Raw genomic sequence first — 11,496 nt, 5'->3', positions numbered from 1 at the left:
TTGGGATGGAGCGTAATGCGGGATCAGGTCAGCGCCGCGGCGTACAGGTCGGGCTTGAAGCCGACCAGCGTGCGCTCGCCGAGGTCGAGCACCGGGCGCTTGATCATCGACGGTTGGGCGAGCATCAATTCGACGGCCTTGGCCTGGTCGAGATCGGCCTTGCTGGCGTCATCGAGCTTGCGGAAGGTGGTCCCGGCGCGGTTCAGCACGACTTCCCAGCCGTGCTCGTCGCACCAGCGGTTCAGGCTGTCGCGGTCGATGCCCTGGGTCTTGTAGTCGTGGAAGTCGAAGCCGATGGCCTTGTCTTCAAGCCAGGTGCGGGCCTTTTTCATGGTGTCGCAGGCTTTGATGCCGTAGAGAGTGTAAGCCATTGAATGCCTGGGGCAGCCTGGTCGGGCCGGGCGTCCCCGATGCTCCTTGAAGATTGGGTGGGCCGATTATGCGGCATCGATGGGGCTGGCGCCACGGCTGCGGGCTGGAAGGCCACGCCGATGTGTTTCACCGCTTCTCGCGTAGCATTGTGTTACATATTCACGGCCAGGCTGCGACTATCGTGCAGCGGTCCACGATAGCGCGTCCTCGCTAACATATTGTTTCAATGGCGATGTTTCGCCTCGCTGTGGTTTCTCCGATCAAACAGGAAGCTTGCCGATGCAGTCAGCCTATACCGTCCTTATCCTGCTGATGCTGGTGAGCGTGTCAAAACTGGTCGGGCGGGTGCTGCCGCTGCCCTTGCCGCTGGTGCAGATCGGCGCCGGCGCCTTGCTGGCCTGGCCGACCCTGGGGCTGCACGTGGCGCTGGACCCTGAGCTGTTCCTGTTCCTGTTCCTGCCGCCGCTGCTGTTCGCCGACGGCTGGCGCATGCCCAAGCGCGAACTGTGGCGCATCCGCGGACCGGTGGTGGCGCTGGCGGTGGGGCTGGTGCTGTTCACCGTGGTCGGGGCCGGCTACTTCATCCACTGGTTGCTGCCGAGCATTCCGCTGGCGGTGGCCTTCGCCCTGGCGGCGGTACTGTCGCCCACCGACGCCGTGGCCGTGTCGGCCATCGCCCAGGACCGTCTGCCGACACCGCTGATGCACATGCTCCAGGGCGAGGCGCTGATGAACGACGCCTCGGGCCTGGTGACCTTCAAGTTCGCCCTGGTGGCGGCGATCACCGGGGTATTCTCGTTGACCGAGGCCAGCCTGACTTTCGTCCTGGTCGCCCTTGGTGGCCTGGCGGTGGGGGTGGCGTTGAGCTGGCTGGTCGGGCGCCTGCGCATGTGGATGATCACCCGTGGCTGGGACGACCCGGCCACCCACGTGGTGTTCATGCTGCTGCTGCCCTTTGCCGCCTACGTGCTCGCTGAGCGCCTCGGCGTGTCCGGCATTCTCTCGGCGGTGGCCGCCGGGATGATGCAGAGCTGGCTGGACCTGCTGCCCCGGCAGACCAGCACCCGCCTGCTCAACCGCAGTGTCTGGTCGCTGCTGGAGTTCGCCTTCAACGGGCTGATCTTCCTGCTGCTGGGCCTGCAACTGCCGGACATCATCAAGGCGGTGGTGAGCGACGAGGCTGCCGTGTGGTCGACCCTGGCCTGGCGCTGCCTGGATGTGGTGGCAATCTTCGCCGCGCTGGTGCTGTTGCGGTTCATCTGGGTGCAGAGCATCTGGCGAGCTATCGGCGTGGTTAGACGCTGGCGTGGCAAGCCCGCGCTGGTGCTGATGCCGACTGCGCGCTCGTGCTGGTTGCTGACCCTGGGCGGCGTACGCGGCGCGGTGACCCTGGCGGGCGTGATGTCGGTGCCGCTGCTGATCGGCGCGGGCAAGGCGTTCCCCGAGCGCGACCTGCTCATCTTCATCGCCGCCGGGGTGATACTGCTGTCGCTGGTCAGCGCCTGCATTGCCTTGCCGATCCTGCTGCGCGGCGTGACCAAGAGCCCGGACGAGCGCTTGCACCAGGAAGTGCAGGAGGCCTGGCGACGCACGGCAGAGGCGGCGATCCATGCGCTCGAGGCCGAGGAGGTGATCGATGCCAACGCGCCGCAGGATGCCGCCCAGGCGACTCTGGCCACCGAGCTCAAGGCGCGGCTGATGGCCGAGTACCGCGATGAGCTGGACAGCTACAACGACAGCGCCGAGGCCAGGGCGCTGGCCGAGCAGATGGATCAGCTGGAGCGTCGTTTGCGCCTGCGCGCCCTGCGTGCGCAACGGCTGGAACTGTACGAGCTGCATCGCCAACACTTGGTGGGGGACGAAGTGGTGCGCCAGGTGCTGGGCGAGCTGGACCTGAGCGAGGCCAATCTCGGGCAGGTCCGCTAGTTACTTGCACGAAGCCGGATAGACCAGGCGCATGAAGCGCTTGTCCTTCTTGCTTATTTTCAGGTTATGGCTGCGCTTGAAGCCATGGTGCGTGAGCTTCTGCCTGATGCGGTAATGCATGATCGACTGGCTGTCATAGGGCAGGATGAGCAGGTCGCCGTTGTCGGGCAGTGGCAGGAACTGAGTGGCGAGGTCCTCTTCGATCAGCTCGTCGAGGTCATCCGGGTTGTTGGCCTCGTCGACCAGGAGCACGGCCAGCAACTGGCGCAACGCGTCCAGGTCCCAGGGGATGTTGGCTTGTGGGTGCTGGTGCTCGTGCTCCATGCCCAATGCGTGCCCGAACTCATGCAATACGTACGACTCGAACAACGGGTCCGACAGCTTGACCCCCAATGCCATGGTGGCGCCGTCCACTTCCAGGGCCTGGTTGCCCAGGAAACTGAAATTCACGCCTTCCTGCACATCGGTCTGGATGCGGATCTCGGCTTCGTTGACGTTGTTGTCGAGGAGTTCGAATGTCAGGTTGGCGTATTTCAGCCATTGGCACGCGGTGTCGAAGATCGCTTTCTTGAGCCACGGGCAGGGCGTACCGATGAACGAGATCCTCAGCGTCTGGCCTGGGCGCCAGAACACGGAATGATCGGCCACCGAGCGCTTCTTGCGCGGCTTCATCGCTTGGGGCAGTTGCAGCTTCTGGCGTAGGCGGTAGGTCGCGTTTGCCACGAGAACATCGGACATCGTTGTGCACCTTCAGGGGTTGGGAGGTGCCAACTATCGGTCGCCAGCGTTCTGCACCGACGGTACTTAATGCTTGCCTCGATTGAGATTGCACCCCCCTGTGAGGAGGGGCGCCTGCCATCAGCGGCCCAGGAACGCGCGAATCCGCTCGGCCGCCTCGATGCACTCGGCCAGCGGCGCGACCAGCGCCATGCGCACGCGCCCAGCGCCCGGATTGACCCCGTCCACTTCGCGGGACAGGTACGAACCCGGCACCACGGTCACATGCTCGGCCTCGAACAGGTCGCGGGTGAAGTCGGCGTCGCTGCCTGGCACCTTGGCCCACAGGTAGAAGCTGCCGTCCGGGCGTTGCACATCGAGCACTGGCTGCAGGATGTCGAGCACGGCATCGTACTTGGCGCGGTACTGGTCGCGGTTGTCGCGCACATGGGCCTCGTCCTGCCAGGCGGCGATGCTGGCCAGCTGGGTCTGCACCGGCATGGCGCAACCATGGTAGGTGCGGTACAGCAGGAACGGCTTGATGATCGCGGCGTCGCCCGCGACGAAGCCCGAACGCAGCCCCGGCAGGTTGGAGCGCTTGGACAGGCTGTGGAACACCACGCAGCGCTTGAAGTCATGACGGCCCAGCTGCGCGCAGGCGCTGAGCAGGCCCGGTGGTGGCGCGTCCTCGTCGAAGTACAGCTCGCTGTAGCACTCATCGGCGGCGATCACGAAGTCGTGCTCGTCGGCCAGGGCGATCAGCTTTTTCAGGGTGTCCATCGGCACCAGGGCGCCGGTGGGGTTGCCCGGGGAGCACAGGAACAGGATCTGGCAACGTTTCCAGACTTCGGCCGGCACGGCGTCGAAGTCGGGGTTGAAGCCATTGTCTTCCAGGCAGGGTAGGTAGTGCGGGGTGGCGCCCGCCAGCAGGGCCGCGCCTTCGTAGATCTGGTAGAACGGGTTGGGGCTGACCACCAGGCCATCTGCCGAGCGATCGACCACGGCCTGGGTGAAGGCGAACAGCGCCTCGCGGGTGCCGTTGACCGGCAGGATATGGCGGTCGGCGTCCAGCCAGCCGGCCGGCACGCTGAAGCGCCGTTCGCACCACTGGCCGATGGCCTGGCGCAGGGCCGGCAGGCCCAGGGTGCTGGGGTAGACCGCCAGCTTGTCGAGGTTGTCAGCCATGGCCTTGGCGACGAAGGCCGGCGATTCGTGCTTCGGCTCGCCGATCGACAGGGCGATCGGGCGTTTGTCCGCCGCCGGCTTCACGCTCCCCAGCAGGGCACGCAGTTTCTCGAACGGGTAGGGCTGGAGCTGGGTCAGTGCTGGGTTCATTGGCGCAAGGTCTCGTTATCGTCAAAAGGTCATGCGGGTGGGGCTGGCATCGCTGGCCTGGCCGGCCTGCAACTGCTGGACGATGGCCTCCTGCAGGCGGCTGCACAGCTGCGGGTCGGACAGCGGCTGGTTGTCGGCGTCGGTGATGAAGAACACGTCCTCCACGCGCTCGCCGAGAGTGGCGATCTTGGCGTTCTGCAGCGAGATGTCGAACTCCAGGAAGATCCGCCCGATCCGCGCCAGCAGGCCGGGCCGGTCCGGGGCGGTGATCTCGAGGATGGTCACCGGGCGCTGGGCATCGTTGAGAATGGTCACCTGCGGTGGGAAATCGAAGTGCTTGAGCTGGCGCGGGACCCGGCGCTGGATGATCGCCGGGTAGTCCTCGGGGGTACGTAGCGCTTCGGTCAGGCCATCGCGGATCTGCCTGACCCGCTGTGGGTTGTCGCCGATCGAGCCGCCGTCGTTGTCGAGCACGATATAGGTGTCGAGGGTGAACTGGCTGCTCGAGGTGATGATCCGGGCGTCGTGGATGTTCAGGTTGAGCTGGGCCATGGCGGCCACGGTCACGGCGAAGAAATCGTGCTGGTCGGGGGCGTAGATGAAGATCTGCGTGCCGCCCTCGAACTCGCGCTGGGTGGTTTCCTTGATCAGCACCAGCGGCCCGCCGTCGGCCGGCTGCTGGAGGATCGCGTCGCTGTGCCAGGCCACGTCGGCAGCGTTGTGCTTGAGGAAGTAGTCGTCACCCAGTTGCGACCAGAGTTGCTCGACGTCGTCCGGGTCGGTGCCTTCGCGCACCAGGATGTCGAGTGCGGCGCTCTGGGTCTGGCGGATCTGCTCCTCGCGGTCCAGCGGGTTTTCCAGACCCCGGCGCAGGGCGCGCTTGGTCTCGGTGTAGAGCTGGCGCAAGAGGCTCGCCCGCCAGGAGTTCCACAGGCTGGGGTTGGTGGCGTTGATGTCGGCCACGGTCAGCACGTAGAGGTAGTCCAGGCGCGTCTCGTCGCCCACGTGCAGGGCGAAGTCGTTGATCACCTGCGGGTCGGAGAGGTCCTTGCGCTGGGCAGTGGTAGACATCACCAGGTGGTTCTGCACCAGCCAGACGATCAGCCGGCTGTCCCAGGCCGGCAGCTGGTGACGCGCGCAAAAGGCTTGTGCGTCCACTGCGCCCAGCTCGGAATGGTCGCCCTGGCGACCCTTGCCGATGTCGTGGTAGAGGCCGGCCAGGTAGATCAGCTCGGGCTTGGGCAGGCGACCCATGAGCTTGCTGGCCAGTGGGAATTTCTCGGAAACCGGGGTGTACTGCAGCTTGCGCAGGTGTTTGATCAGGTTGAGGGTGTGCGCATCGACTGTATAGATGTGGAACAGGTCGTGCTGCATCTGCCCGACGATCAGGCCGAACTCCGGCAGGTAGCGGCCGAGGATGCCGTAGCGGTTCATCCGTCGCAGGTTGCGGTGGATGCCGATCTCGCATTTGAACAGCTCGATGAACAGGCTGGTGTTGCGGATATCGTTGCGGAACTTGTCGTCGATCAGGTGGCGGTGCTCGCGCAGCAGGCGCACAGTGTCGGCGCGCACCCCCTTGATCTCGGGGTGCTGCGCCATCAGCACGAAGATTTCCAGCATGGCGAACGGGGTGCGCCGGAAAACATTCGGGTTGACCGCTTCTATATAGCCGTCGTGCAGGCGGAAGCGCGCGTTCAGTGGCTGGGTGGCGCCACTGTCATCATCGGCGAGGATCACTTCCTCGAAGTGCTGGATGATCAGGTCGCACAGCTGGCTGATGCTCATCACCACCCGGTAGTACTGCTGCATGAACTGTTCGATGGCGCGCTTGGGGTTGTCGTCGGTGTAGCCCAGCAGCGCGGCGATGCTGCGCTGGTGGTCGAACAGCAGACGGTCCTCGGCACGCCCGGCGAGCATGTGCAGGGCATAGCGCACGCGCCAGAGGAAGGCCTGGGACGAGGCCAGCAGTTCGTTCTCGCTTTCCAGCAGGAAGTCCTCGCCGGCCAGGGCGTGCAGGTTCAGGGTGCCGTACTGGCGCCGGGCCACCCAGAGCACCGTCTGGATGTCGCGCAGGCCGCCCGGCCCGCCCTTGACGTTGGGCTCGAGGTTGTACTCGGTGTCGTTGTACTTGTGGTGGCGGGCCTTGAGTTCGGCACGCTTGGCCAGGAAGAACTCCTTGCTCGGCCACATGTGCGCGGTGCTGGTGGCGTCGAGCATGCGCCGACGCAGCGACTCGGGGCCGGCAATGGTGCGGCTTTCCATCAGGTTGGTGATGACCGTGAGGTCGGCCCGGGCCTGTTCGGCGCATTCGTCGATGGTGCGCACGCTCTGGCCGACTTCCAGGCCAATGTCCCACAGCAGCGTGAGGAAGCGTTCGATGGCGTCGCGGTACTGCTCGTGCTCGGCGGCGTCGAGCAGGATCAACAGGTCGATGTCCGAGAACGGGTGCAGCTCGCCACGGCCGTAGCCGCCCACCGCCACCAGGGCGATGCCGTCTGGCGTGCCCCAGCTGAACTGGTGCCAGGCCTGTTGCAGGATGTTGTCGACGAACCAGGCGCGGTCCTCGATCAGCCGGCGGATCTCGCGGCCTTCACGGAAACGCTTGTCGAGCACCTCGCCGGCCATGCGGATGGCCTTCTTGAAAGCGGCGATGGGGCTTGCCTTGAGGGCCAGTTCCGCCTGGAACTGGCCGCGGTCGAACAGCTCGGGATCCACCTGGGGCATCGAGTCGCGTTCCTGTTAGTCAGTATCAGGCCGAGGTGCGCGGGATGGTGTCGTCCTTGCGCAGGGTGAAGATCTCGTAGCCGCTGGCGGTCACCACCAGGGTGTGCTCCCACTGGGCCGAGAGCTTGCGGTCCTTGGTGATGGCGGTCCAGCCGTCGCCCAGCACCTTGGTGTCGGCCTTGCCCTGGTTGATCATCGGCTCGATGGTGAAGGTCATGCCTTCCTTGAGTTCCATGCCGGTACCGGCGCGGCCGTAGTGGAGGATCTGCGGCTCTTCGTGGAACACCTTGCCGATGCCGTGGCCGCAGAACTCGCGGACCACCGAGAAACCGTTCTTCTCGGCGTGCTTCTGGATCACTTCGCCGATGTCACCCAGGCGGCAGCCGGGCTTGACCAGCTCGATGGCCTTGTACAGGCACTCCTGGGTGACCTTGGACAGGCGCTCGGCCCATGGCGCGACGGTGCCGACATGGAACATGCGGCTGGTGTCGCCGTGGTAGCCGTCCTTGATCACGGTCACGTCGATGTTGATAGTGTCGCCGTCCTTGAGCGCCTTGTCATTGGGAATGCCGTGGCAGACCACATGGTTGATCGAGGTGCAGATCGACTTGGGGAAGCCCTTGTAGTTGAGAGGGGCGGGGATCGCCTGCTGGACGTTGACGATGTAGTCGTGGCACAGGCGGTCGAGCTCCTCGGTGGTGACGCCGGGCTTGACGTGCTCCTCGATCATTTCCAGCACTTCGGCGGCCAGGCGGCCAGCGATGCGCATCTTCTCGATGTCTTCTGCAGTCTTGATGGTGACGGTCATGAACAGGCTCTCTACGGCGCCCTGTGTGGCGCGAACAAACGGGAAAGACCGGATTCTACCAGAGCGCGGCGGCGATCTGTCGGGAGAGTCCCGTGGATCCGCTGGTCTATTGAAGGCATTCTGGCCGCAAAGCACGGGTGCTGCAAAAACCGCTGACGGACGAAGCATGATCCGGGTTCCGTTCGCGCTCGGCCTGTGGTATAAAATGCGCCGCTTTCGGGGGATGTCCTCCGTCAGCTCAAACCCACACACGTGTCGACACGATGGCCTGGGTGCCCGGTTTCCCTGGAAACACGGGTTGGTCATTGGGATACGTGGAGGCCCAACCCGACTTATCAAGGAACTATCATGTCCCAAGTCAACATGCGCGATATGCTGAAGGCCGGTGTGCACTTCGGCCACCAGACCCGTTACTGGAACCCGAAAATGGGCAAGTACATTTTCGGCGCGCGTAACAAGATCCACATCATCAACCTGGAAAAAACCCTGCCAATGTTCAACGAAGCTCTGTCCTTCGTAGAGCGCCTGGCCCAGGGCAAGAACAAGATCATGTTCGTCGGCACCAAGCGTTCCGCCGGCAAGATCGTCGCCGAGCAAGCTGCTCGTTGCGGTTCGCCATACGTTGACCACCGTTGGTTGGGCGGCATGCTGACCAACTACAAGACCATCCGCGCCTCGATCAAGCGTCTGCGCGACCTGGAAACCCAGGCCGAAGACGGCACCTTTGCCAAGCTGACCAAGAAAGAAGCCCTGATGCGTTCGCGCGATCTGGAAAAACTGGACCGCAGCCTGGGTGGTATCAAGGACATGGGCGGCCTGCCTGATGCCCTGTTCGTGATCGACGTCGACCACGAGCGCATTGCCATCACCGAAGCCAACAAGCTGGGCATCCCGGTCATCGGCGTTGTCGATACCAACAGCAGCCCGGAAGGTGTTGACTACATCATCCCAGGTAACGATGACGCCATCCGCGCCATCGAGCTGTACATGACTTCGATGGCTGACGCCGTCATCCGCGGCCGCAACAACGTTGCCGGCGGCACTGAAGTCTACGCTGAAGAAGCGGCTGCACCTGCTGCTGAGTAATTGACGCCTGGCGTCTACTTGGCACGCAAAAAGGGGGCTTGGCCCCCTTTTTGCCACCTTGAAATCCTGCTGTCAGCAACGGCCCCGCATCATGGGCGAGCTGATATAAAGGCAGCGATTTGCAGAATTTAACGCCCGTGACGAGCGGGTGGAATGGTTGAAAAACTTTCCAAGAGGATTTTGAAATGGCAGCAATTACTGCGGCGCTGGTCAAAGAACTGCGCGAGCGTACTGGCGAAGGCATGATGGATTGCAAAAAGGCCCTGGAAAAGGCCGGCGGCGACATCGAGAAAGCCATTGACGACATGCGTGCCTCGGGCGCCATCAAGGCCGCCAAGAAGGCTGGCAACGTCGCTGCTGAAGGCGCTATCGCCGTCAAGACCGACGGTAAATCCGCCGTTCTGCTGGAAGTGAACTCGCAGACCGACTTCCTGGCTCTGCAGGACGACTTCAAGAACTTCGTTGCTGAAAGCATCGAAGAAGCCTTCGCCCAGAAGCTGACCGACGCAGCTCCGCTGATCGCCTCGCGTGAAGCCGCTCGTGAAGCCCTGGTTGCCAAGTGCGGCGAGAACGTCAACATCCGTCGCCTGGTGCGCGTTGAAGGCGACGTTGTCGGTGCCTACCTGCACGGCAACAAGATCGGTGCCGTTGTTGTCCTGAAAGGCGGCGACGTCGACCTGGCCAAGAACATTGCCATGCACGTTGCAGCCTCGAACCCAGAGTTCCTGGATGCGTCGGAAATCTCCGCCGAGGCCATCGAGCGCGAGAAGAACGTCTTCCTGCAGCTGAACGCCGACAAGATCGCCGGCAAGCCGGAAAACATCGTTGAAAACATGATCAACGGTCGTATCTCCAAGTTCAAGGCCGAAGCCTCGCTGAAAGAGCAAGCCTTCGTCATGGATCCGGAAGTCAAAGTCGGCGCGCTGGCCAAGAAAGCCGGTGCTGAAATCGTTTCCTTCACCTACTTCAAGGTCGGCGAAGGCATCGAGAAGCCGGTTGACGACTTCGCTGCCGAAGTTGCCGCCCAGGTAGCTGCCGCCAAGCAGTAAGACGGATTCGTCTGTCGCCCCGAAGAGGCTGCCCGCTTACGCGCGCAGCCTCTTTGTCAAAGCGGGAGCGGTTCACGAGACCGTTGTTCGCTGACGCATGAATTGCGTCACGCTAGAGTTACGCGCAGGCTGAAACAGCCCGCCAGATTTTTACAAACGCCGCAGGAGAGATTCGCAATGGCTCAGCAGGGCAGTGGTCATCAGGCTCGCTATAAACGCATTCTACTCAAACTTAGCGGCGAGGCCCTGATGGGCTCGGAAGAGTTCGGGATCGACCCCAAGGTCCTGGATCGCATGGCGCTGGAAGTCGGCCAGCTGGTCGGCATCGGCGTTCAGGTCGGCCTGGTGATCGGTGGTGGCAACCTGTTCCGTGGCGCGGCGCTCAGTGCAGCCGGCATGGACCGCGTTACCGGCGACCACATGGGCATGCTGGCCACCGTGATGAACGGTCTGGCCATGCGCGACGCGCTGGAGCGGGCGAACATCACCGCCATCGTCATGTCGGCCATCTCCATGGTAGGCGTGACCGATCACTACGATCGCCGCAAGGCCATGCGCCACCTGAACTCCAAGGAAGTCGTGATCTTCGCTGCCGGTACCGGCAACCCGTTCTTCACCACCGACTCCGCCGCTTGCCTGCGCGCCATCGAAATCGATGCCGACGTGGTATTGAAGGCAACCAAGGTCGATGGTGTATACACTGCAGATCCATTCAAGGACCCGCATGCCGAGAAGTTCGATCATCTGTCCTACGATGAAGTGCTGGATCGCAAGCTGGGCGTAATGGACCTGACGGCAATCTGCCTTTGCCGCGATCACAAGATGCCGCTGCGCGTCTTCAACATGAACAAGCCCGGCGCCCTGCTGAACATCGTGCATGGCGGCGCGGAAGGAACTCTGATCGAGGAAGTTCAAAAATGATCAACGAAATCAAGAAAGACGCCCAGGCGCGCATGCAAAAGTCGCTGGAGTCGCTGATCCACGCATTTGGCCAGATCCGCACCGGCAAGGCGCATCCGAGCGTCCTGGGCAGCGTGATGGTGCCTTACTATGGCTCCGACACCCCGCTGACCAGTGTCGCCAACGTGACCGTCAAGGACAACCAGACCCTGCAAGTCGTGCCTTTCGAGCGCAACATGCTGGGCGCCATCGACAAGGCCATCGGCAGCGCCGGCTTGAATCTCAATCCGACCAACCTGGGCGAGTTGCTGCTGGTCAATATGCCCCCGCTGACCGAAGAAACCCGCAAGGGCTTCACCAAGCAGGCTCGCGCCGCGGCCGAAGATGCGCGCGTTGCCGTGCGCAACATCCGTCGTGACGCCATGGGTGACCTGAAGAAGCTGTCCAAGGACAAGGAAATCAGTGAAGACGAAGAGCGTCGTGCCAGTGCCGACATCGACAAGCTGATCAAGGATATCGAGGCGCAGATCGCCAAGGCCACCGAAGCCAAAGAAAAGGACCTGATGGCCATCTAAGGGT

Annotated in this window: 10 protein-coding genes; 5 read left to right on the top strand and 5 right to left on the bottom strand. The window is 63.2% G+C overall.

From position 1 onward, the window contains the following. Positions 1-23: 23 nt before the first annotated feature. A complete protein-coding gene (locus PRtIB026_RS23745; protein WP_203651108.1) occupies positions 24-371 on the bottom strand; it encodes an ArsC family reductase in 348 nt (115 codons plus the stop codon). Positions 372-651: 280 nt separating this feature from the next. On the opposite strand from PRtIB026_RS23745, the gene PRtIB026_RS23740 reads away from it, so the two are divergent. Then, positions 652-2,298: a Na+/H+ antiporter gene (locus PRtIB026_RS23740; protein WP_203651109.1), complete on the top strand. Its 1,647-nt coding sequence runs from the start codon at positions 652-654 to the stop codon at positions 2,296-2,298. On the opposite strand, the gene PRtIB026_RS23735 is transcribed toward PRtIB026_RS23740, so the two are convergent. The 4 genes from PRtIB026_RS23735 to map all read right to left on the bottom strand — a co-directional run bounded on the left by PRtIB026_RS23735 (position 2,299) and on the right by map (position 7,882). After that, on the bottom strand, positions 2,299-3,036 hold the full coding sequence (locus PRtIB026_RS23735) for a hypothetical protein (protein WP_203651110.1): 738 nt from the start codon (positions 3,034-3,036) through the stop codon (positions 2,299-2,301). A gap of 120 nt (positions 3,037-3,156) precedes the next feature. After that, positions 3,157-4,350: a succinyldiaminopimelate transaminase gene (gene dapC / locus PRtIB026_RS23730; protein WP_203651114.1), complete on the bottom strand. Its 1,194-nt coding sequence runs from the start codon at positions 4,348-4,350 to the stop codon at positions 3,157-3,159. A gap of 21 nt (positions 4,351-4,371) precedes the next feature. Beyond that, positions 4,372-7,074 carry a [protein-PII] uridylyltransferase gene (locus PRtIB026_RS23725; protein ID WP_203651122.1) on the bottom strand — a complete coding sequence of 901 codons (2,703 nt, stop codon included), beginning with the start codon at positions 7,072-7,074 and terminating at the stop codon, positions 4,372-4,374. Positions 7,075-7,099: 25 nt separating this feature from the next. After that, complete coding sequence (gene map / locus PRtIB026_RS23720) at positions 7,100-7,882, bottom strand: type I methionyl aminopeptidase (protein ID WP_050704409.1); 783 nt, start codon at positions 7,880-7,882, stop codon at positions 7,100-7,102. A 348-nt stretch (positions 7,883-8,230) separates the two neighbouring features. Between map and rpsB the strand changes: the two genes are divergently transcribed. The 4 genes from rpsB to frr all read left to right on the top strand — a co-directional run bounded on the left by rpsB (position 8,231) and on the right by frr (position 11,492). After that, on the top strand, positions 8,231-8,968 hold the full coding sequence (gene rpsB, locus PRtIB026_RS23715; protein WP_028690678.1) for a 30S ribosomal protein S2: 738 nt from the start codon (positions 8,231-8,233) through the stop codon (positions 8,966-8,968). 185 nt (positions 8,969-9,153) lie between these two features. Further along, positions 9,154-10,017: a translation elongation factor Ts gene (gene tsf, locus PRtIB026_RS23710; RefSeq protein WP_050704410.1), complete on the top strand. Its 864-nt coding sequence runs from the start codon at positions 9,154-9,156 to the stop codon at positions 10,015-10,017. A gap of 177 nt (positions 10,018-10,194) precedes the next feature. Beyond that, positions 10,195-10,938 (top strand): UMP kinase, encoded by a 744-nt coding sequence (pyrH, locus tag PRtIB026_RS23705; protein WP_028690676.1) that lies wholly within the window; start codon positions 10,195-10,197, stop codon positions 10,936-10,938. Beyond that, positions 10,935-11,492: a ribosome recycling factor gene (gene frr / locus PRtIB026_RS23700; RefSeq protein ID WP_203651124.1), complete on the top strand. Its 558-nt coding sequence runs from the start codon at positions 10,935-10,937 to the stop codon at positions 11,490-11,492. The genes pyrH and frr overlap by 4 nt, the downstream gene beginning before the upstream one ends. Positions 11,493-11,496 lie beyond the last annotated feature (4 nt).

Source organism: Pseudomonas sp. RtIB026, from assembly GCF_016861355.2.
GTDB classification, from domain to species: Bacteria; Pseudomonadota; Gammaproteobacteria; order Pseudomonadales; family Pseudomonadaceae; genus Aquipseudomonas; species Aquipseudomonas peradeniyensis.
Note: the sequence above shows the minus strand (reverse complement) of the source record. Positions and strands in the feature narration are given on the sequence as shown.

Excerpts from the sequence above, each read along its gene's own strand:
- PRtIB026_RS23745 (WP_203651108.1), bottom strand. The coding sequence starts at position 371 with ATGGCTTACACTCTCTACGGCATCAAAGCCTGCGACACCATGAAAAAG.
- PRtIB026_RS23740 (WP_203651109.1), top strand. The coding sequence starts at position 652 with ATGCAGTCAGCCTATACCGTCCTTATCCTGCTGATGCTGGTGAGCGTG.
- PRtIB026_RS23735 (WP_203651110.1), bottom strand. The coding sequence starts at position 3,036 with ATGTCCGATGTTCTCGTGGCAAACGCGACCTACCGCCTACGCCAGAAG.
- dapC (WP_203651114.1), bottom strand. The coding sequence starts at position 4,350 with ATGAACCCAGCACTGACCCAGCTCCAGCCCTACCCGTTCGAGAAACTG.
- PRtIB026_RS23725 (WP_203651122.1), bottom strand. The coding sequence starts at position 7,074 with ATGCCCCAGGTGGATCCCGAGCTGTTCGACCGCGGCCAGTTCCAGGCG.
- map (WP_050704409.1), bottom strand. The coding sequence starts at position 7,882 with ATGACCGTCACCATCAAGACTGCAGAAGACATCGAGAAGATGCGCATC.
- rpsB (WP_028690678.1), top strand. The coding sequence starts at position 8,231 with ATGTCCCAAGTCAACATGCGCGATATGCTGAAGGCCGGTGTGCACTTC.
- tsf (WP_050704410.1), top strand. The coding sequence starts at position 9,154 with ATGGCAGCAATTACTGCGGCGCTGGTCAAAGAACTGCGCGAGCGTACT.
- pyrH (WP_028690676.1), top strand. The coding sequence starts at position 10,195 with ATGGCTCAGCAGGGCAGTGGTCATCAGGCTCGCTATAAACGCATTCTA.
- frr (WP_203651124.1), top strand. The coding sequence starts at position 10,935 with ATGATCAACGAAATCAAGAAAGACGCCCAGGCGCGCATGCAAAAGTCG.